The 21,066-nt window shown below is 57.6% G+C and carries 21 protein-coding genes and 1 pseudogene; 11 read left to right on the top strand and 11 right to left on the bottom strand.

What is annotated here, in order from left to right:
• The first annotated feature begins 156 nt into the window (after positions 1–156).
• Positions 157–486 (top strand): cytochrome b, encoded by a 330-nt coding sequence (locus AC1DZP_RS34450; protein WP_477308611.1) that lies wholly within the window; start codon positions 157–159, stop codon positions 484–486.
• Positions 487–637: 151 nt separating this feature from the next.
• Here the strand turns inward: AC1DZP_RS34450 and AC1DZP_RS34445 are convergent, their stop codons facing one another.
• Positions 638–877 (bottom strand): hypothetical protein, encoded by a 240-nt coding sequence (locus tag AC1DZP_RS34445; RefSeq protein WP_477308609.1) that lies wholly within the window; start codon positions 875–877, stop codon positions 638–640.
• A 641-nt stretch (positions 878–1,518) separates the two neighbouring features.
• Here AC1DZP_RS34445 and AC1DZP_RS34440 point away from each other — a divergent pair.
• Positions 1,519–2,679: an IS30 family transposase gene (locus tag AC1DZP_RS34440; protein WP_477308607.1), complete on the top strand. Its 1,161-nt coding sequence runs from the start codon at positions 1,519–1,521 to the stop codon at positions 2,677–2,679.
• Between the two features lie 655 nt (positions 2,680–3,334).
• Here AC1DZP_RS34440 and AC1DZP_RS34435 read toward each other — a convergent pair.
• From AC1DZP_RS34435 to AC1DZP_RS34415, 5 genes are all read right to left on the bottom strand, one after another.
• On the bottom strand, positions 3,335–3,607 hold the full coding sequence (locus tag AC1DZP_RS34435) for a hypothetical protein (protein WP_477308605.1): 273 nt from the start codon (positions 3,605–3,607) through the stop codon (positions 3,335–3,337).
• A gap of 93 nt (positions 3,608–3,700) precedes the next feature.
• Positions 3,701–3,856, bottom strand: a complete 156-nt coding sequence (locus tag AC1DZP_RS34430) for a hypothetical protein (protein WP_477308603.1) — start codon at positions 3,854–3,856, stop codon at positions 3,701–3,703.
• Positions 3,857–4,897: 1,041 nt separating this feature from the next.
• Positions 4,898–5,182, bottom strand: coding sequence for a DUF982 domain-containing protein (locus AC1DZP_RS34425; protein ID WP_477308601.1), 285 nt, complete (start codon positions 5,180–5,182; stop codon positions 4,898–4,900).
• 98 nt (positions 5,183–5,280) lie between these two features.
• Complete coding sequence (locus tag AC1DZP_RS34420) at positions 5,281–5,457, bottom strand: DUF982 domain-containing protein (RefSeq protein WP_477308599.1); 177 nt, start codon at positions 5,455–5,457, stop codon at positions 5,281–5,283.
• A gap of 635 nt (positions 5,458–6,092) precedes the next feature.
• Positions 6,093–6,563, bottom strand: a complete 471-nt coding sequence (locus AC1DZP_RS34415) for an IS110 family transposase (RefSeq protein ID WP_477308597.1) — start codon at positions 6,561–6,563, stop codon at positions 6,093–6,095.
• A gap of 638 nt (positions 6,564–7,201) precedes the next feature.
• Between AC1DZP_RS34415 and AC1DZP_RS34410 the strand changes: the two are divergent.
• The 5 genes and pseudogenes from AC1DZP_RS34410 (at position 7,202) to AC1DZP_RS34390 (ending at position 10,013) form a co-directional block, all read left to right on the top strand.
• Positions 7,202–7,485 (top strand): annotated as a pseudogene (locus tag AC1DZP_RS34410) (PRC-barrel domain containing protein).
• Between the two features lie 9 nt (positions 7,486–7,494).
• The gene (locus AC1DZP_RS34405) at positions 7,495–7,749 is read left to right on the top strand and encodes a plasmid stabilization protein (RefSeq protein ID WP_477308595.1); all 255 of its coding nucleotides are present in this window, start codon (positions 7,495–7,497) and stop codon (positions 7,747–7,749) included.
• A gap of 265 nt (positions 7,750–8,014) precedes the next feature.
• Positions 8,015–8,293, top strand: coding sequence for a hypothetical protein (locus AC1DZP_RS34400; protein WP_477308593.1), 279 nt, complete (start codon positions 8,015–8,017; stop codon positions 8,291–8,293).
• A gap of 314 nt (positions 8,294–8,607) precedes the next feature.
• Positions 8,608–9,057, top strand: coding sequence for a BA14K family protein (locus AC1DZP_RS34395; protein ID WP_477308591.1), 450 nt, complete (start codon positions 8,608–8,610; stop codon positions 9,055–9,057).
• Between the two features lie 611 nt (positions 9,058–9,668).
• Positions 9,669–10,013, top strand: coding sequence for a hypothetical protein (locus AC1DZP_RS34390; protein ID WP_477308589.1), 345 nt, complete (start codon positions 9,669–9,671; stop codon positions 10,011–10,013).
• Between the two features lie 48 nt (positions 10,014–10,061).
• On the opposite strand, the gene AC1DZP_RS34385 is transcribed toward AC1DZP_RS34390, so the two are convergent.
• The gene (locus AC1DZP_RS34385) at positions 10,062–10,781 is read right to left on the bottom strand and encodes a Crp/Fnr family transcriptional regulator (protein ID WP_477291893.1); all 720 of its coding nucleotides are present in this window, start codon (positions 10,779–10,781) and stop codon (positions 10,062–10,064) included.
• 191 nt (positions 10,782–10,972) lie between these two features.
• Here AC1DZP_RS34385 and AC1DZP_RS34380 point away from each other — a divergent pair, with 191 nt between their 5' ends.
• Complete coding sequence (locus AC1DZP_RS34380; RefSeq protein ID WP_477291894.1) at positions 10,973–11,209, top strand: DUF6894 family protein; 237 nt, start codon at positions 10,973–10,975, stop codon at positions 11,207–11,209.
• A 181-nt stretch (positions 11,210–11,390) separates the two neighbouring features.
• On the opposite strand, the gene AC1DZP_RS34375 is transcribed toward AC1DZP_RS34380, so the two are convergent.
• The 4 genes from AC1DZP_RS34375 to AC1DZP_RS34360 all read right to left on the bottom strand — a co-directional run bounded on the left by AC1DZP_RS34375 (position 11,391) and on the right by AC1DZP_RS34360 (position 15,976).
• Positions 11,391–12,446: a sensor histidine kinase gene (locus tag AC1DZP_RS34375; RefSeq protein ID WP_477308587.1), complete on the bottom strand. Its 1,056-nt coding sequence runs from the start codon at positions 12,444–12,446 to the stop codon at positions 11,391–11,393.
• A 92-nt stretch (positions 12,447–12,538) separates the two neighbouring features.
• A complete protein-coding gene (locus AC1DZP_RS34370; RefSeq protein WP_477308585.1) occupies positions 12,539–13,579 on the bottom strand; it encodes a sensor histidine kinase in 1,041 nt (346 codons plus the stop codon).
• Entirely contained in the window at positions 13,576–15,063 is a 1,488-nt protein-coding gene (locus AC1DZP_RS34365) for an ATPase domain-containing protein (RefSeq protein ID WP_477308583.1), read from the bottom strand. The genes AC1DZP_RS34370 and AC1DZP_RS34365 overlap by 4 nt, the downstream gene beginning before the upstream one ends.
• A gap of 757 nt (positions 15,064–15,820) precedes the next feature.
• Complete coding sequence (locus tag AC1DZP_RS34360) at positions 15,821–15,976, bottom strand: hypothetical protein (protein WP_477308581.1); 156 nt, start codon at positions 15,974–15,976, stop codon at positions 15,821–15,823.
• Positions 15,977–16,088: 112 nt separating this feature from the next.
• Between AC1DZP_RS34360 and AC1DZP_RS34355 the strand changes: the two genes are divergently transcribed.
• From AC1DZP_RS34355 to AC1DZP_RS34345, 3 genes are all read left to right on the top strand, one after another.
• Entirely contained in the window at positions 16,089–16,268 is a 180-nt protein-coding gene (locus AC1DZP_RS34355) for a hypothetical protein (RefSeq protein WP_477291901.1), read from the top strand.
• A 545-nt stretch (positions 16,269–16,813) separates the two neighbouring features.
• Positions 16,814–17,845: a YihY/virulence factor BrkB family protein gene (locus AC1DZP_RS34350; RefSeq protein ID WP_477308579.1), complete on the top strand. Its 1,032-nt coding sequence runs from the start codon at positions 16,814–16,816 to the stop codon at positions 17,843–17,845.
• Between the two features lie 240 nt (positions 17,846–18,085).
• The coding region (locus tag AC1DZP_RS34345; protein WP_477308612.1) for a HAMP domain-containing protein at positions 18,086–21,066 on the top strand (2,981 nt) is incomplete at its 3' end.

The following is a 21,066-nucleotide window of genomic DNA, read 5'->3' as shown; positions in this document are numbered from 1 at the left end:
GGCCGGTCCTACGGCTAATCTCACGGATCGATAGATGCTCTCGAAAATGCCAGCGTCGGATCACGCTCAGTAATGCCATGTCGATCACTCCGTAGCCCCCGCTGAAAAACGCAGGGCAAGGTTCAAACATGGGTCAATTCTCGATGGAAATATCCTGTGTTGCCGGGTCAGTTCTCAGTGGCAATCAACAGACCTACATCGTCAGCATTATCGAGAAGTCGCATCGGCGCACGCCGCTGGGCGATACCTGTGTTGGGCATTCTTGTGACTTGGTTTAGGGGGGACGCGTTGAGTTTCTTCGGCCTCTTCACGGTGCGAACACCATTTGCCCCAGATCGAGCTACGGCGCGCACGCTTCGCGAACTTCATTCATTGTGTGCCAATAGAATTTTGATCGCGGCCAGCTTGCATGCTGTGGCCGCACTCTATCATCACTTCATCCGCCGCGATGCAGTTCTGACAAGGATGCTTCCCAAGTACAATTGAGGCGAGACTTGGCGCCACTGGCAGGCGCCAGGACGCCGGGGAGGCGTCGGCGGCGTGGAGACTCGGCAAGGGGGACGCTCGCTGGCGGAGCCCTATGGGCTCCAAATTTTTCCGACGGGACCATTTCGCCGCCCATCGATCCGCGGGCTTTTCATTCGATGCTTGGCGCGGGCGGGTTCGTCCGCGCCTCGCGCATATGCTTGAAGCGCAGGAACGCCTCCGCCGCATAATCGCCGCGCGCGCGACGGACCATTGGTGTGCAGGAGTAAGCTCGATCTCCTGCCCCGAGCGTGACCTTGCTGGAATCGCGGACCAAATGCGGAAAATCATAGGTGGGGATCGAGACGCTGACGAAGTCCTCATCGACCCGCCGTCGCACCGTGGCGGTCACTGCAACCTCTCCAATGCCTCTTTTCACGCGCCGTGCGGAAGATTCTGGAGCGGTCCCCGGCCTCGTCAAGAGGTTGCTAATATATGTGGTGGCCAGGGGGGAACAAATTTTCGGAGCTGTCGTTTATTGCATCGGCCGGATCACCCAAGCCCATATTCCGACCGGCCAATCCTGTGTCAAAAGGCCCGCTGCTATGCCCTTGGCGGCGGGCTTTTTTCGTAAGCACCCGGAGTGGGATAGGATGCAATTGATCACCGGTCTCAYTGTGCTGATAGTCTTAAGTGCAGCGGGGACCGCTGTAGCGTTGGTAGCCACGTCCACCCAACTGCTCGTCTATGAGGAAAAGGAAGCATCGGGCTTGTTCTCGTGCCAATATTTCACTGGCACAGGCGTGGAGCTAAAATATTCCCAAACCGGCTGCGAGCGGTTCGCCCTCGTATCAAAATAAACGAGATGGCTTGGGCCTTGTCAGTTTCACCGAGATGAGGAATATAATCCTGCCGTTGCGGCGCCCCTTTCAAACGGAGCTCGCCATGCCCATGACCCTCGCAGACACCCTCCCTGCCAACGTTCGCTTCACGCGGTGGGCTCAATCGGTGAGGGCAACACACTAGTCTTTCATCAAAGATGGAGTGTGGGCCATGAAGCAGCGACGTCGCATCTATTATTCTGCCGCCCAGCGATCGGAGATCTGGGATCGATGGCAGGCTGGCGAGTCGATGAAGTCGATTGGGCGGCGGTTTGATCGGGCGTCATCATCGGTGTTCTCGGTGATCTCCCCAGCCGGCGGCATTCGCCCAGCCGAGCGGCGACGGGCGCCCAAGGCGCTCAGTCTGGGCGAGCGGGAGGAGATATCCCGAGGGCTCAGTACGCGGTGCTCTTTGCGTTCGATCGCCCACACACTGGGTCGATCGCCGTCCACGATCAGTCGTGAGGTCCTTCGCAATGGCGGGCCTGATCGGTATAGAGCAGCACGTTCCGATCACGCCGCTTGGGATCGGGCCCTGCGCCCCAAGCTGTGCAAGCTGGCTTGCTGTCCGTCCCTAGCCCGGACAGTATCGGTCAAGCTGCAGCGGAAATGGTCGCCAGAGCAGATTGCCGGCTGGCTCAAGCGCACCTACCCAGGGGAGCCGCATAATCAGGTGTCGCACGAAACGATCTATCGCAGCCTGTTCATTCAGGCACGCGGAGTGCTGAAAAAGGAACTGCTGGAGCATCTTAGAGCCAGGCGCACGATCCGCCGTTCCCGGTACGCCAGCATGAAGCGGAGTGGGCTGGGCCAGATCAAGGATGCAATCTCCATCAGCGAACGGCCCGCCACCGTCGAAGATCGAGCAGTTCCCGGCCACTGGGAGGGCGACCTCATCGGCGGGTCCAAGAACAGCTACGTGGCGACGCTGGTCGAGCGTCACTCGCGCTATGTGATGCTGATCAAGGTCGCCAATAAAGATACCGAAAGCGTCGTATCAGCCCTAATCAAGCAGTCGCAGAAATTGCCCGGAGAGCTCTATCAATCGCTGACGTGGGACCGAGGCAAAGAGCTTGCCGACCACCAGCGGCTGACGCTGGCCACGGACGTCGAGGTCTACTTCTGCGATCCTCGATCGCCCTGGCAGCGCGGCTCGAATGAAAACACCAACCGACTGCTGCGCCAATATCTGCCACGTGGCACCGACCTGTCCCTACACAGCCAGGCAAAGCTCAGCGCCATCGCGCGGCAGTTCAACGGACGCCCCAGAAAGACCTTGCTCTATCAGACCCCAGCGGAGAAGTTCGCTGAGTGTGTTGCAGCGATCGGTTGAACCCGCCGTCAATTGCGGACATCCGGCATGCTGCAAGTCGACAAAGCTCGACGCCCAAGCGCTCATCGACCGGCTCGGCCCGGGCCACGGTTCGATGCATTGGGACTTCGCTCGTGACTCGTCTCATTCGCTGAAATCGTCAAGCGCTGCTCTCTTCGGGGAGCCGGCTTGCGCTTATGGTCCGGTTGGCGCAAGTATTCTCCAACTGGCGAGGAGCAAAAGACCCTGTGGAGGGTAATCTTCGCGTTGATTTCACTGGTGTTCGCCGCCGGGGAAGCAACAGCTCAGGGCGTCGAAAATTGTCGACAGACCGCCGGCCAGATTGAACGATTGGCCTGCTATGACGCTCTTCCAGTTTCAACAGGCGCAGAAGCTAGCTCGACTGAGCGCCCACCTGTCCAGTTGTCGCATTCTTTCTACAATGTGCTGGCTCCCGACCGGGGCAGAAACAGTTCGCGCGTCGAATCATGTGTCTTTTGCTAATGCCGCCGAAGCGGGAGAAGGCCTTGTCCCTTCTGATTACGATCAAGGATGCTTTTGGCGACGACGTGCTTGTAAGCGAGTCGAAAATGACGATCGACTTTGAGCCTCAYGCACAGACCTCCGCCAATCCATTTTTCTACTGGGAGGATGATCCATACTTCCCGGACAGCCCCTATCGGAAGATTATCGGACCAGTGTCGGACCATACCGCGAAGACCGACGTCGCCGTAAAGAAGATCCTATACGCTGATGATAGCGTCGATAGCTTCTGAACGGCGCCTAGTGTTTCTTTGGCTTCGGGGGTGATCTCGTCAACCCTCACCTTGTCGCCGATCTCCTTCGCCATCGCGAAGGCCTTGGCCTTGTCCTTGGTGGTCAGCACGGTGCGCCAATGCGGCTTCTCAAACACGCTGACAACGTAGGATGTGGCCGGCTTGTCGGTCATCGCTTCCTCAAGGCCCACTGAAAGCCCACGCTCTCCTCCAGGGGCGGAGGCTCCACAGGGGAGCAAGAGGCTGGTCGGCCGTGTTGCCTGACATCACCTTTCAAACCCTGCGCGGCTTTGATGACGGCCTTGCGGCTGTTGCCGTGTTTTAAACTCCCAAGCCAGGTCCGGAGTCAAACCGTTCTCCGAGGCGAAGCATTCGACCTGATGGTCGTGAATAGAAACCTGCCTGCGCTTATCGCTGGCCATTTGAGCCTCCGCTCTGCCCTGTTTGAGCTACGAGCGCCATTTTGGCAGCCTGATGCTACTGTGGGGGAATGGCCGGTGCAGTGGGGTGTTGCGGGATACGACCACACCGGCCATTTGCGGGTCGGTCTTTTGGGATTGTCCCCCGCACTGCTTAAGCTAAAGGCATATTAGCGATAGCTCAACTGAGACTGAAGTCCCTAAGTCCCTCGATCGAACGTCGGTTTCCAGTCGGGTTGCGACTTGAGGGCAACGATCGGGCGCTGGCCTTCTACCGCAAGTACGGTTTTGAGATTGTCGATCGCAAGCCTGCGTCCTATGGCGAAGAAGGACGCATGTCGATCATCATGCGCTCCGCGAGCCGCTGCGGGGCATGATGGACGTCCGAAATCGGCCGTTTCCGCCCAGCCTGCGATTGGTCCATATGTGCGGCGCCAGGACTCGCCAAGCAGCTTCGATGCGGCAGGGCCGTCCTGTTCGGTCATGGCTCTAATTCGCATCGCGTCAACTCCTGTCGCTGGGTTTACTAGCCTGACGCTTTCCCGCAAGGTCAAACGATCCCTCCTCCGGGCCACAGGCGGGCGCCAATAAGCGCGGAACGCTTCGAAGGTTTCGAAGGCGTAGGACAGTGACCAGTGGAAACGCGCGCTGGCGGGAAGCTGTCTCCGATCTCCTTACAGCGGGTTATTCCTGGGTTGACGCGGCAAAGCGCAGCGTCCCCCCTGTTCACTACCTACTGGTCCAGCATCTGGTAGGCCTAGTCGGATGGTTGATCGAGTTCTTTAAGAGGCCAAAGTTAGCCGCTTGGCTCCAAGGTACATTAATGCCGAAGCTACACGAGTTCGGTTCCAACCGGCTGCTTCGGCGCGGCTTATCAGCTCGTCTACATGGGACGCCAATGCTTCCTGGCAATCGGCGTCATACGGAGCAGCGTTTACCTCATGAACGGGTGATCTAACTGCGGCTTCCTTCGCCATCAACGTGCTCGTTTCAATGTGTGACAAGGGAAAGGCGGCCACCTTCTGCGGCAGCCGCCTTGGGCTCCTAGACATGATTTGGCATCGGATTTCTGAGGAACGAGGGCGCAGCCCCATCATCCATGAGGATGTCTTTCTTGCGAGCGAAGGCGACAAAAACGCCTCGTGCAGTCTCAGGATCCACATCTTCGACCAAAGCAGCTTTGCAAGCGCGTATTGCCGCTTTTTGCTCAGGGCTGTTGCCACACCACTCCACGGCAAACTGATAGGCGTCGGGAACAGTGTTAAGTTGACGAGGGAAGCCTAGTCCGACCCAGACGCGGACTGGCTTTTCGAAAGGTTTGGACAGCATCGCAGTCTCCCTTCGAAGGCAAGGCAGTGGTCACGTCCTCATAAATCTTGGCCGACTTAGCGAAGCCGCAAAAAAGCTTGGCGGGCGGCCGAAAGCGGTTAACCGCTGTCAAATGCCCTCTGACAGGCGCGAAGAGCGGTCTCATAAATTACCCCCCGTCGGTCTCTCGGCCACTCGTAGAGAAACTCCAGAGCGTCGTCGAGGCCTGCGATTTCCTGAATGAGGCCATTCCCGCTTTGCACGAAGACAGGGCTGTCAAATATCCGATCGTTCATAGGATCCTCCGAGTCGAGCGAACAWTTGCGTTTCATGTGGGCGGTGCCGTCAACGGGCAACGCCCACGGCGATATGGGTCTGGGAATTTCGACCGTCAAGATGTGCCCGATGTCAGAAGACTCAGAAGATTGTCGATGGTTTGCGCCGTGGTCTATCCCCAACTCTGCGGCACCCAATCATTTTCCAACAAGAGGCGCGAGCACAACTCCCGTATGCAACTGGTGATCCAGTCCGCAACCAATCCCTCCGCCGCTCGTTGCCGTATGCTGGTTAATCCCAGTACTGCTTGGTCCCTCAACCAGGCAGACAGAAGAAAGGCCCGTCACGGCTTCGTTCGTGGCGGGCTTCTCTTTTGGGGCTGGGTTTGTCAAGCAAAGGGGGTCCTCACCGTACATACCAGCGCCGGTTCGTCGACGCCGGCTCGAAAACTCAGGGCGACCATCGGTCCGACGCCGGGGGCCGTCATGAGCAGTTTGCAGGTGTTGTCGCTCGGCCAGCCGTTCCATTGCCTTGTGCAGGCGCTGGAACTGCTCTTTCAAAACGCGGCGGACTTCCAGCAGGGGGGCCGATCACCAAGTGTAGATGCGGAGCTTATTCGAGCAACTCGATACTGCGCCGCTCGAATTGAGTCTAGTCACGGCTCCGACCTGAGGCCAAAGTTGCGTAGCAGGCCTCGCCAGGTTGTTCTCCGCATCGAGAATCTTCGTCTGCACGAACTTGCGCGCTGTGTGCAGCATCCGGATTTCCTGGCTCCGGGCGTCTTGACACAAACCGGCTTGTAGAGCCCGACGCGCATCATCTGCGCGATGCCGCGGGCATCGTTGCGATCGGTCTTGTTGATCTGAGCCGAGAGCGCAGCCTTCATGTGCCGCGTCTCGACGCAGATCACCGGATAGCCTGCAGCCGACACGCCACCGTAGAGCCATTGCGAGAGTGGGCCCGCCTCAAGGCCGACGCGCTTGTAGGGGCCGCCATTTGCGCGAAGCAGGGCGCCGATCGCCTCCGCCTCGGTCTCCTTGCTCTCTCGAATGAGTATACCACCCGTGTCCATTACGCAGACGCTGGTGATGCGAACGGAAACATCAAGACCGACGAACAGTTCCATGGCAGACCTCCTGACCGATTGAACCGTTGGAGCCTGCCTGGAAGGCCGATCTCCAGCTACTCCATGCAGGGAGGCCGCCGGAGCCCCAACCATCCGGTCTTTTTTGCGTTTCAGGCGTCCATCTGCCGAGCCGCTGCTTCTGCCTGGAGATTTCGACTTCGACAAACCCATGGTGCGAGACTGATGGAGCGAACATCAGGGCTCGCACGGGATGGGGAGGAACCTCTCTCCTCGCTATGCTGCTTCGGCAGCGACGTTGATGGCGGCCTAGGCAAGCTCACCTTCAGATCAGGCTTGACGATACGCGGCGGCAGACGATGCAGCCGAATCATGTGCCGGGGGATCTCGATGCCGACTGAGATGTCGAAACATTCGACACCGGCTGGACTTGGTCTCTTTGATGGCCTCCGTGATCTTGGTTTTCTAGTCGACGGTGACGTTGCTTGATCAGAACTGTGTCGCGGCCTTGCCCTGGGCCTGCACGTCGGTCTGGGCCTTGGCCTTGCCTTGGGCGTGCAATTGGCGAGAGCGCCCCGGCTGCGTTTCGATCTAAGCAAGTGGAACATTGGCGTTTACACCGGGAACCGTTGGCTTCTTCCGTGGTTAGCTATGTCTCACGTGGCAAAGGAGATGCAAACATGGACCACTCAATCACGTACGTCTCACCAGCGCCGAGCTCACTCCGGACGTTCTGGAGGGGGCCACCATCTATGGCCCTGACGACAAGAAAATCGGCTCGGTAGACCATCTGCATGGCGGTCTGGTCGTCATCGACGTTGGCGGCTTCCTTGGTATCGGCGCCAAGCCGGTTGCCGTCGCCGCCAACAAACTAGATTTCATGCGCGACGAAGATGGCGAGGTACACGCAGTAACGTGGTGGACCAAGGACGAACTGAAAGCGATGCCGGAACATAGGGACTAGGAGGCAACGATGCCACTCGGCGACAAATCGAAATATACCGACAAGCAGGAGCGGAAGGCCGACCACATTGCCGAGGGCTACGAGAAGCGCGGCGTGTCCGAGAAGGAAGCCGAGAGGCGAGCCTGGGCTACCGTCAACAAGGATGACGGAGGCGGCAAAAAGGACGGTGGCTCGGGGCGAGGCAGCCCCGCAAGCCACCCCGCAGCGCACAGAGTCGGGAAGAAGGGAGGCTCGACCGCTGCGAGTAGGCTCTTCACCTCGTAATTCAAGCGGCAGGTGCCCGCTCACTTGGCGTATCACTCCAATGGAGAGAGTGCCCACTCTGCACGACCACTGCTCCACAGCAGATCGATAGCCTCGGCTTCCCTAATGGTAATCCACGGCGTCACAGAACGACGAAAGGTGGTTGTCGGCGTATCACTCGCGCTCAGGTGGGTCTCCCCGATCTAACCTTTAGGGGTAATGTTCCCTTGGCTTCCGCGACAGCAAGCGCGTGAGATACGCCCAATCTCTTGGCCATGCGCACTCCATGATCGCGCTTAGTGCAACTGAAAAGCCCGTGAGGAGTCCGGCGGGAAACAAATCTTTACAATCCAAAAACATCGCAGACAAGTACGGAGAGCATGATTATTCCCGGCTGCATACGGCCGCTCAAGTCGTGGAAGGTTCATTTGAACTGATGACGAAAAATCTCGATCAGCTTGATGAGTGCGGCGCTCGGCATGTCGCTCGTCGCGGCTGCAGTCGAAATGCGGAAGAACCAGGGCGCGCCGTGACCGCATCGGCGCCACTCACCGCCGCCTCGTAGTAGCTCTCGCTAATTTCGTACCCAGTCGAACGGGCAAACGGCTCAACGGGCGTCGCCCTGGCGCCCCGCTGTCTTTGTCGGCGCAACGTTGCTGCCGACGAGGTACGAAGTTAGGCCACGGCCTGCCTCAAAGTCTTACCAGTCATAGTCTCCCGCCCTCCGAACCATTCGCTCATGTCAGCGCTCCTCGGTTGGCAATAGCCAGGTCGCTCTCCGCGCTTCGTTTCAAGCCGCTAGCATCGACTGACGGGAACCATACTAGTTTTTGGATGTTTCGATGCCATAGGGACGTCAACCATCCTTAGGAGAAGATCATGAACAGAATAGTTTCGGGTATGCTGGCGGCCACACTGTCAGTGTCCTTCGCCGCGGCGGAGGTCGTGCCGGCCAATGCAGAGCCAACCTATGTGCCGCAAGGCCAGGGCCTCTCGTCCGATGTCCAGCTTGTGCAGTACGAGCCGTGGAGGAGACGCAATTTCAATCGCAATTTTGCCCCCGACGACGGCAGGTACTGGCGCGGTCATCGCGGTTATCGTGAATATCGCCGTGGTTACCGCCGGCACGGCGACTACTGGTTCCCGCTGGCGGCCTTCGCAACTGGCGCTCTAGTCACTGGTGCCATTATCAACAATCAGCACCGCGTCTATCGCGGCGGCGATGCCCATATGCAGTGGTGCTATGACCGCTATCGCAGCTATCGCGCGTCGGACAACACCTTCCAACCAAACTATGGGCCACGGAGGCAGTGCAATTCGCCTTACTGAGGGTAGGCGTCGTTGAAAGCCCCGCTTCGGCGGGGCTTTTGTTACGACGTTGCCCGTCAACTGCCACCACAGCGGCGCCGGAGGCGGGCGGATGGCGGTCCCCTAGTCTCGGTGCTCAAAGCAGAACCCATGCGAGGGTTGCATGGCTTGGCGAAGCCGAACGGCGCGCTCATCCCGAACACGAAAACGCTCTATAATCCACAAACCAATGAAGATTGAGGGCAAGATCCCATTGGCCACCGAGCGCTTTCGGGGATAAAAAAGACGCTCGCCGAGAGGTGCTCTGCCCGATTCACTTCGCCATATCCGAGTTCCTTGAGTGGATAAGCCCTCAAAGCGAGAAGGCCGATGCCAACCTCAGCGGCGTCCATCCCGCCTGTATAGCCATGATCGATCCGCAGCCCACATAAGGCGCCAAAGCCTTCTTACTAACTTCGCCCGATGAGCTTTCTTCGGCAGGTCCAATCATTCTATAGTCGCTCCTCCCAGACGCAGCAATTTGTCTGAATCAGACAGGCAGTCCGAAGTTCCGGGTTGTGTGCATATAACATTTGAAATTGAGGGCAAGAACGACCGGTGGGATTCTTCCATTTTGACGAAGGAGGCCCGCCATGCCAGTTTTCGCTGATCCGGAACAACTCACCCTGATCGCTCAGGTTCTCGAAACATATTGCCTGCCGAGAAACATCGGCCGTGGCAGCGAGGTGTACGAGCATCTCGCTCGACGAGCCATCTGGCTCTATGAGAGTGGTGTGCGAAATCCTGAGACAATGGAGCGTGCGTTGCACGACGCGTCGGTGACGGGGTCAAATTCCGTTGTCCAACGTCGACGGCGGGTAGACAAGGAGAAGATCGAACGGGCAACGCGTGAAGCGAGAGTTCTCATCGACGCCGAATGTGCTGCGCGAAAGGAAAAGACAGAGAGGCTTAGGGCGCTCCGGCTTAAAGTTTTATGAATGGAGGTCACGCTTTGGAAGGCAGTTGTGTCCCCTTGACACCACTGGCTAACGGGACTCTCGCACCAGGCTGAGGTAAGTCGGATCGAATTCGGCAATCTCTTGTAGTCGTTCCCAGTCGACAATCGTCAACGATTGATCCGCCCAGGTTATCACCCCCAGCTTGCGCAGTTCCCCAATGATGCGGTTCATGTGAACGACCGAGAGGCCTAACACATCCGCGAGCTCCGCCTGCTTAAGCGGAAGGCGAAAACTCATGCCACTGGTTCGCTTCACGACCTTCAATCGAACGTAAAGTTCGCAGACAAGATGGGCCAGATGGGATGTCTTGGACCTTCGACCCATCGCAACGATCCATTCGCGGTGGATCGCGCCGTCGACGAGCGTGTCCAACCAGAGAAGCCGTGTGAGATGGGGTGCCGTCTCGGTGATCTTGCGAAGCCGATTATGATCGGCAATCAGTACACGACAGGGCGACAAGGCAACAATGCCGTGGTCCATGGTCTTGAGAAGAAAGGCGTGGAGGTCGACAAAATCTCCTGGCACCTGCAGAGACGTGAATTGGCGGCCGCCATCCTCAAGCACTTTGTAGCGCGCTGCCAATCCGTCGACCAGCAACGTACTGTAGGTTGGCCGAGATCCTGCTGAAACCAAATCTTGGCCGACGGCGAAATCCCGTGGGGCTGAAATCGTTGCGGCGAGCAGGGCCTGTTCGGCTTCGGAAACAACATCGTGTTGCTCAAGCTGCAAAAAAAGAGGTTCTAGCATCGTCTCGAGCCTCAAGGGAAGGAGCGCCAATTGCGGTTGACGTCTCAAGCAGGGGCGGCACGCCAGTCATTTGTAAATAACGTTGCACGTTGCACCGACAAACTGCGGCATTTTTCGTCAAAACGCCAGCGTGACGGAACCGGGAATTGGTGCGGAGATTTAGCAACTTGAAGAGCTGCGGTGATTTCGCGATGAACCGATATTTCTTTGATGTCTACAACAGTGATGGGCAGGTTCTGGATCAGGAGGGTCAGCTTTTAGAGACACGAGACCGGGCGCGGTCCGAGGCTGTGCGCATCCTGCATGATATAGCGCGCGATGAGATGCCGGACAGCGATCTCGTCAAGATTACGGTGAAGGTCCGGAGCGACAACGGCGCGCAGTTGTTTGAAGCATCGCTGATACTGACATCGGGCTGGAGTGCTTGAAGGTCGGCCTTCTGAGTGTGTGTGGAGAGCCTCAGACGTAAGCCAGATATTGCAGAGGATGCTCGGCGCAGAGGAACCAAGAGCGGAAGCTAAATTGATTGGATCGTCGTAGCGAAATGTCATTGGCGGATGTTGAACAATTGGACATGTGCTCGGGACCGGCTCGTATTTGCGGCGATCGTTAGCCCCCTACTTCCGATCGCTTAAAAACAATGGTGATCTTGGTTCCTTCGCCGGGCCTTGAGTTAACATCGAATTGTGCTTTTGCATTCTCGGTCAATGAACGCGCAATGAGCGATCCCAGTTTGCCGTCTATTGGCAGCCCGATTCCATCGTCCGCAATGATGATCCGGCAACCGTCGCCATCGACAACGCTATGCAGTGTGATTGTACCGCCTTCTCGCCCCTTAAAGCCATGTTTGAGCGCGTTAGTCAGCAGTTCGTTCACGACCAATCCCGTCGGCATGGCAACATTGATCGACACCGGATAGGTATCCACCTTCATGTCAAGGCGTATGCCTTCGACCGCATGCGAGGCCATTACTGCGGATGCGATCTGGCTCAGATAGATACCGAGATCGACCTCATCCTTCTGCTCGTCGAGTGACAGTGTTTGATAGAGGATCGCCAGGGCATCGACGCGACCCGCCAACCTTTCGAACCGCTTTTGATCAGGCTCGGCCGCATTGCGTGTCTCGAGCCGGATTAATGCCGTGATCATCTGGAGATTGTTTTTCACCCGATGCTGCAACTCACGCAACAGCGTGTCTTTCTCGCGGATATCATCCTCGATCGAGGGCGCGACATCGCCGTGGAGAGACACATTCACCAGTGCCACGAGCCGAAAGCAACTCTTTCCATCGTCGTCCACTATCACGTTTGAATAGGCGTCAACGACTGCCGGCTCTTCGACGTCCCGCTGGAGACGAAATGTTCCTACGAAATCAGTGTCATTAACAACGCTCTCAGCTAGGGCCTTGTCCTTCTGGGAAACCCCAGTTCCTGAAAGTGCTTTCCAGTTTTCACGAGACAATCTGGAGGCCTTCAGGCCAGAGAGTCTTTCGAACTCCGGATTTGCATAGACGACGTGCTCGCTCGCGTTCAGGTCCGAAACCGCAATAGCGATAGGCACTTGGTCGAGGAATTTTTTGAACTGTTCGCTTTCCAACGCGGTCGCGAGATCAGGCGAATCGAGCAATTGCTCAACGGCTTCGCCCTTCTCTGAACCCGGTATCATTTTGGACCCTTGTACTGTCTGTGAGCATCATCAATATAGTCGGGCTCCCGGTCCGGCATCACCAAGACCCGAAGCGGCATAGCAGCTGCCAATCAATAGGTCGGCACAAGCCTCGTATCCCGGAGCGGCAAAGCCATGGCGAATTGTAAGCCTTCTCGATGGTAGTTCAATTCGACCTTCGCGTCACATTGCACAGCAACAACCTTTTCAAGCAGCGTCGTGCCAAAACCGCGGCGTTGGGGTTGGCTTACCTCAGGTCCGCCGCGCTCCCGCCAATCGAGATTGACGATTTGTGCGGCACCGGAGCGGCTGATTGACCACCGAACTTCAAGGCGACCGCGAGGCCGAGACAAGGCTCCAAACTTCGACGAGTTTGATGCCAGCTCGTGGAATGCCATCCCGATCGGAATTGCGATGTCGGCGACCAGCCCCACATTCGGCCCATCAAGCAATATGCGCGACCTATCGCTCGTATCGTAATGGCGAAGTTCCGATTCCAGCAGTTTGTGCAAAGATGCCATTTGCCAGTAGTCGTCGGTGAGCATTGAGTGTGTATCTGCGAGGGACACGATTCTCGCTGAGAAATCGCGCACGAAATCGTTTACACTACCGCTCGATTTCGCCGTTGCGTTCATCATCGCTCGGACATTGGCTAGCGTATTCTTGACGCGGTGATGGAGTTCTCTGATCAGCAACTTCTGCCGGTCGGCAACTTCCTGTTTCTGTTCGATATACGACTTGACCTCAAGTTGGCGGGCGCGGGCACGCAAGGCTGACCGCACGGAGTTGGCGAGGCTCGATGCGAGGAAAGGTCGCTCGAGCACGATCACATAACGATCGAGGAAGGCTAGCCGCTTGTCGATTTCTGTTCCCCGTATCGTCAACAGCACGATCGGAAAATCGGACCACGCTGGCTGATGCTCGAGCCATGATGCAAACTGATTTCGATTGGAGCTGATCAAAGCTTCTTCTGCAACGACTAGACACTTAGCTTGATCCAAAAGCGGAAGCGCTTCTTCTAAACTCGCGCAGATATCCGCCTCGATCTCGCTGGCCGCAAGGATCGATGCGGCGATCTTGGCATCTCGCCCGACGGGCGCAAGCACGAGCACACCACGGTTTGAGGGCATCATGAAGCCTTATCTTTAAGGAGGTCGCCCTGCTTGCCCTCAAAAGAAGGTGCGCCGCTCAGGATCCCGCGGAACTCCTCCAGTGGCTCACCCACGGTCAAGCCTGCTACGCCGATCCTAAACTCGCGAATGGTGTCTTCGTGCGGCCCCATGCGCTTCTTGACAACGGAAATAGCTCGCCTCAATCGGCCTCCACTTTCGAAGAAGCGCAACAGCATGACGGAATCACAGAGGTACGTCATGTCGACTGGAGTTGCCATCTGGCCGACTAATCCATGGTTGGCCAACAGCAGAATGGTCACCACGCCCTTTTGATTGAGGTAGGTGAGAATCTCATGCATCTGAAGCACGAGATGCTGCTCTTCCGACATGGCGTTGAGATAACCGGTTAGGCTATCGACGACGACAATTCTGGTACCAGAGCGCTCGACAGCAGACTGGATGCGCGACGACAATTCGCCTGGCGACAATTCCGCCGGGTCGATCCGTTCCAGCAATAATCTCCGATCCTCGGTGAATGGCTTCAGATCCATGCCGAGCCCTGAAGCGCGCGACAGGAAAATGTACTTAGTTTCGTCGAACAGAAGAACCAGGACACCCTCGCCACGCGTGAGGGTTGCATGGCAATATGTACAGGCAATGGTCGACTTGCCAACACCGGACGGCCCCATCAACAAGGTACTGGTGCCGCGTTCCAGGCCTCCGCCGACCAACGTGTCGACCGAGCTGCCGCTGACGGCTGGTCTACTAAGCTCAGCCATTTCATGTTCGGCGGCAACCAACCGCGGAAAGACAATGACGCCGCCTGGTCGGATAACAAAATCGTGGAAGCCACCGCGGATCTGAACTCCGCGCATTTTGATAACACGCAACCGTCGGCGCTCGCCTCCGTAAACAGGCGATGCTTGTTCCATCCGGATGACCGCGTGACTGATCGAATGCAAATTCAGATCGTCAGGTTCTGCAGTGAGGTCGTCGAGCAGCAGCACAGTCGCATTGCTGAGCAGAAAGAAGCTCTTCAACGCCAGAACCTGCCGTCGATAGCGCAATGACCCCTGTGACAGCAACCGGATTTCGGACAGCGAATCAAACACTACGCGGTCTGGTTTAATGCGCTCGATTTCAGCAAGAGCTGACTGTACAGTTTCGCCAAGCTCCAGATCGGAAGAATGGACCAATGTCTGCAGCTGCGACGGGTCGAGGCTAAGCTCTGGCGGCACCAGCTCCAAGATTTCTATACCTTCGAGATTGAAGCCATGCCTCCCAGCAACGGAGAGCAATTCACGCTTGCTTTCGGAAAGCGTTATGTAAAGGCACTTCTCTCCGGACTCTGCGCCTTTGATTAGAAATTGCAGGCCGAGAGTTGTCTTCCCCGAACCGGGTCTGCCTTCCACTAGGTGAGAGCGGAATTTGGCGTACCCGCCTCGTAGAACATAGTCGAGCCCTTCAACGCCAGAGGCGATTGGTGAAGCGTCATCGTTTTCCACGTTGCCTCCTCGTCCTTTTGTGAACAGCGTAACGACCGCTATTTTTAATGGTTCCACTCTGCCGGCTCGGAACCGGTCGCGTTGGCCATATCGTGGGCGCGGTAATCTGGTTAGCAACATGCAGTGGGTCTCAGCCGCGTTTAGCGGCGACGACCGTTCAGTTCGCCGCCTGCGTGTTGGATGGGGCATCTTCCCGTGCCGGATGGCACATTTCGCCGACGCTCTCTCTACCGTAATCGATAGCCGCCACCCAGCCGGACGCATACGACAACCCAGCCGTCACCACCGAACAGATCAGCGAGGAGGTTGGCAGCGTGTCGACGTATTCTCCGACGTCATTCCAAAGTCCATCACGAGGGTCTTGGTGCCCTCAAACCTCTTGATGTGGGTGACTGGCTCGTAGGAGAGGCAGGCGACATCGGCGCCGGGATCGGAAACACAGCCGCTTTTAGGCCACGCGCCGCCATCCTCCATCATCGCTTCTGCACAATGTTTCGAGCGCCCCCGGCACGGCATGTCGTAGCACTCGATCCAATCGCCTCGACCGGCTGATATGGCTCGCGCTTCAGGCAGGCAACCGAATAGGTACAACGATGTAACCATTTTGCTGACAAGCAACCCGCGCGAAAATTGTCGGTTTGAGAGAAGCGCCGACGCTGTTACCGAAAGCTCGAAGCCTTACCGCGGCAGGCGCAATCATGAAAGGAATTCTAGCGCTGCGGACAAACCTTCACCGTGCGAATGACAAAAATGAGGCCTATACCTCGCCGAATTCCTCTTCATTCGCTGCAGTCGGGCGCCGTTCATAGTCGACCGGCGGCAACAGCATCACTTCGATTTCCTTTCGGCCGAATTCCCGACCAAGTTGGAACGCCGCATAGAGCGCGCCGAGGCGGATTAGAAATTTCAGCATGGCCGTCCTCCTTCCACCGAGAAACCTAAGCGGCCGGCAGATAGTTCCAATGCTGCCGGAACAATGATCACTAGCGCTCGTTGCCCCTGATCGATAGGCGAGGAGCGCAGACATGGCTGTGAAGAAAAAGAGCGACCAAAGCCGTGTTGTGAAGGGTGCAGAACTTGAGGTTGAGCACCTGACGGAGGTGACAGATGTAACGCCCAAACAGGCGCGGGTTCTGCTCCGCAAGCACGGCGCAGACTGGCAAAAGCTAAAGGACGAGGCCGAAGATATGAAGGACAAGGACTAACACACGCACCGCACGGCCGCCACGTGCATTAGCCCATCATCATAAGTTTGGAAAGCCGAGACGGGCAAACCCAAGGCAGAGGGGGCTCACCGCTCACTCGTAATTCAGTTACGACCCACGTTTACCGCACCTTTTTGCTAGCGGCTGGGCAATTGTCAAACGTTCCGGAGTTAAGACTCCGGCGCTGACAAAACCAAAGCCATCAGCGACCAGATTGACTAAAACCCCGATTACAGAATTGAGACTGCTGTAACAAGGGTTTTATGCCAAGACTCGCTATCTCAGTTCCGAATCCCTATATGTTCCCGCCCATGGGAGCCTTTTCCGGTGCCTGTCAGGTAGCATTGATCCGACCCGCGTCGCCCTGCTACGTGCGGCAGTTCGCGAGAATGCATTGAAGAACTTTTGTCACGCCGCTCGCGATTGCACGCGCATCCTGACGGATCCCGCGCCGGCAGAAAATCCGCTGAGCTTTCCGTCGAATTCCTCTGTCGTATCCGCCAATCGGAACATCGGAAGTTCTGGCGCATTGCTTGTAGACGCCATTGCAACTCACCACCACGGACGAAAAAGTGCGAAGCGCGATAACACATGTATGGGGCTTGGTGAGAGAAAGCGTAGTAGGCTTCATCAACGACAATGCTCTCAGTCATGGGGCGGCGATGGCTTTTTACGCCGCCACCTCCCTGGCTCCAATTTTGCTGATCGTCGTCGCTATTGCAGGTCTCGTTTTCGGCCAGGACGCTGCTCAATTGGCATTGTCTGCTCAGATTTCGGGGCTGATGGGACCAGCAAGCGCAGATCTCCTTCAGACCGCGCTGGAGAGCGCCTCGAGCAAATTATCCGGAACCTGGGCCGCGGTGATCGGGATAGTCACCTTGTTGGTGGCCGCATCGGGCGTCTTTGGCGAAATGCAGCAATCGCTGAACACAATATGGAAGGTCGAACCTCGGGGGAGTTCCTTGTCGCGTCTGGTCCGCGCCCGTGCAGCAAGTTTGGGTTTGGTTGCTGCGCTAGGTTTCATGTTGCTCGTGTCTCTCGTTGCGAGCGCAGCGATCGCCGCGCTGGGAAACATCATCAATGCTCACCTGCCGTTTGGCACAATCGTCCTCGGCATGATCAACGCGGTCGTCTCGTTTGTCCTGATCTCTGTTATGTTCGCTGCAATCTACAAAGTCTTGCCGGATCGGACCCTCCAATGGCGCGACGTAGGGATTGGTGCTGTGGTGACCGCTGCCCTGTTCACCCTCGGAAAATCACTTATCGGCTGGTATATCGGCACCAGTGCGATCGCATCCTCGTATGGGGCCGCCGGCGGACTGCTCGTCATACTCCTGTGGGTTTACTACTCATCGGAAATCTTTCTTCTCGGCGCCGAATTCACTCGCGCCTATTCCGTTCGACATGGCAGCAGGTCCGATCTGAATGCACTAGTCGCGAGTGCTTCGCCGGCACAACGCCCCATTCCATTTCGCGCAGAGCAAAAGTCGAACTCCGCTGTCGTGGTCGCGCTATTAGCTGTGGCATGCGCGAGCGCTACGTTGACCGCCTTTATGCTGGGTCTTCGACGCCCGTAAGGTGTGTTTTGTCGACGCCGATGGGCAAAGTCCGGATGGCAGGCGTAGCCTGTTTGGCCAGGTCACGAGCGGGGACGGCTCTGCATTGAAGGTCCGATAAGCCAGCCCAAGGCGCAACAACCGACGATGGAACCATATTCAAACTAAAGCGTTTTCGGCGTTGCGGCGGAATATCTCATTGGCCGCGGGGGCAATTTATCCAACATTGAATCCACTAGGCTGGGGAGTGGCGCTGTGACAGTGCAGGCATCCAAAAAACAGTTGGACCGTCGAAGCATCCTCAATTCTCTAAAAGCTTTCCGGCGCGGTGACTTTTCCACCCGCATCGACAACGTCTACGAAGGGCTCGATTCGGAAATAGCAGAAACCTTCAATGAGATCGTTGATCTCAACGATCAGGTGACGCGTGAGTTCGAGCGGCTCAGCAGGGTCGTCGGCAAGGATGGGCGGATAGGTGAGCGCGGGCGGGTTCGAAACGCCACTGGCAGTTGGGAGTCAAGTGTCAGATCGGTCAACGATCTGATCGAGGACATGGTTCAGCCGACTGCCGAGGTTGCCCGCGTCATCGGCGCGGTCGCCAAGGGCGACCTTTCCCAAACAATGATGGTCGAAATCGACGGGCGGCCGCTGCGCGGCGAATTTCTGCGCATCGGCAAGATCGTCAACACCATGGTGGGCCAGCTTGCCTCCTTCGCCTCCGAAGTGACGCGCGTGGCGCGCGAGGTCGGCACCGAAGGCAAACTCGGTGGCCAGGCGCGCGTGAAAGGCGTTGCCGGCACGTGGAAAGATCTGACTGACAACGTCAACGCCATGGCTACCAACCTGACCGGCCAAGTTCGCAACATCGCAGAGGTCACCACCGCGGTTGCCTCGGGCGATCTCTCGAAGAAGATTACGGTCGACGTTAAGGGCGAGATCCTCGAACTCAAGAACACCATCAACACGATGGTCGACCAGCTCAATTCCTTCGCGTCGGAAGTGACGCGCGTGGCACGCGAGGTCGGCACAGAAGGCAAGCTCGGTGGCCAGGCGCGCGTCGAGGGTGTCGGCGGGACATGGAAGGATTTGACCGACAATGTGAATTCCATGGCTGAGAACCTCACTAGCCAGGTGCGCAACATTGCTGAGGTGACGACCGCCGTGGCGCTGGGCGATCTGTCGAAGAAGATCACGGTCGACGTGAAGGGCGAAATCCTCGAACTGAAGTCGACTATCAACACGATGGTCGACCAGCTCAACTCGTTCGCGGGCGAAGTGACGCGCGTGGCACGCGAGGTCGGCACAGAAGGCAAGCTCGGGGGCCAGGCACAAGTTCGCGGCGTCGCCGGCACGTGGAAGGACCTTACTGACAACGTCAACTCAATGGCCGAGAATCTGACCGGTCAGGTGCGCAACATTGCCGAGGTGACGACGGCGGTCGCATCGGGCGATCTGTCGAAGAAGATCACCGTGGCGGTACAAGGCGAAATCCTTGAGCTTAAGGACACCATCAACACGATGGTCGATCAGCTGAACTCGTTTGCCTCGGAGGTCACCCGCGTAGCGCGCGAGGTGGGAACGGAAGGAAAGCTTGGCGGCCAGGCGGAGGTAAGGGGGGTCGGTGGCACCTGGAAGGATTTGACCGACAACGTCAATCTCATGGCGGCCAACCTGACAGGCCAGGTCCGCAACATAGCCGAGGTGACCACGGCCGTGGCCCGAGGTGACMTGTCTAAGAAGATCACCGTCGACGTCAAAGGTGAAATCCTAGAGCTTAAGGACACCGTCAATACAATGGTCGATCAGTTGAACTCGTTCGCGTCTGAAGTCACTCGCGTGGCGCGTGAGGTCGGTTCAGAAGGCAAGCTTGGCGGTCAGGCGCATGTGGAAGGCGTCGGTGGCACGTGGAAAGATCTGACCGACAATGTCAACGCCATGGCCGGCAATCTGACCGTACAATTACGCGACGTGTCGAAGGTGGCGACAGCCATCGCGACGGGCGACCTGACACAGAAGATCACTGTTGATGCCTTGGGCGAGATTTTGCAGATCAAGGACGTCATCAACACGATGGTCGACCAGTTGAATTCGTTCGCGTCGGAAGTGACACGCGTGGCACGCGAGGTCGGGTCCGACGGCAAGTTGGGCGGCCAGGCGCAGGTGCGCGGCGTTGCCGGCACCTGGAAGGACCTGACCGACAACGTCAATGCCATGGCCGCCAATCTGACCGGCCAGGTCCGCAACATCGCCGAAGTCACCACGGCTGTGGCGCTCGGCGATCTGTCGAAGAAGATCACGGTCGACGTGAAGGGCGAAATTCTTGAGCTCAAGTCGACCATCAACACCATGGTCGACCAGCTCAACTCCTTCGCTGGCGAAGTGACGCGCGTGGCGCGCGAGGTTGGCACCGAAGGCAAGCTCGGCGGTCAGGCGCAGGTGCGCGGCGTTGCCGGCACGTGGAAGGACCTTACTGACAATGTGAATTCGATGGCCGAGAATCTGACTGGTCAGGTGCGCAACATTGCCGAAGTGACGACCGCCGTCGCACGCGGTGATTTGTCGAAGAAGATTACTGTCGACGTGAAGGGCGAAATCCTCGAGCTGAAGTCGACCATCAACACCATGGTGGACCAGCTCAATTCCTTCGCCGGCGAGGTGACCCGCGTCGCGCGTGAGGTTGGCACCGAAGGCAAGCTTGGCGGTCAAGCTCGTGTCGAAGGCGTTGCCGGTACCTGGAAAGACCTGACCGACAACGTCAACCTGATGGCGACAAACCTGACCAATCAGGTCCGTGGCATCGCTGACGTCGTAACGGCGGTCGCGCAAGGCAATCTCAAGCGCAAGCTGACGGTGGACGCCAAAGGTGAAATTGCCTCTCTGGCCGACACCATCAACGGGATGATCGAAACGCTGGCCACCTTTGCCGACCAAGTGACCAACGTGGCTCGTGAGGTGGGTATCGAGGGCAAGCTCGGTGGACAGGCGCGCGTGCCGGGAGCGGCCGGCCTATGGCGCGACCTGACCGACAACGTCAACCAGCTCGCCGCAAATCTGACCACCCAGGTGCGCGCAATCGCTGAGGTCTCCACGGCCGTCACGAAGGGTGATCTGACTCGCTCGATTAGCGTCGAAGCGTCTGGCGAAGTCGCTGCCCTCAAAGACAACATCAACGAGATGATCCGCAACCTGAAGGATCAGACGCTGAAAAATGCCGAGCAGGATTGGTTGAAGACCAATCTCGC

This window comes from Mesorhizobium sp. P2_F8 (assembly GCF_056403655.1).
The sequence above is the reverse complement of the archived record's forward strand: the minus strand, read 5'-3'. Positions and strand labels throughout refer to the sequence as shown.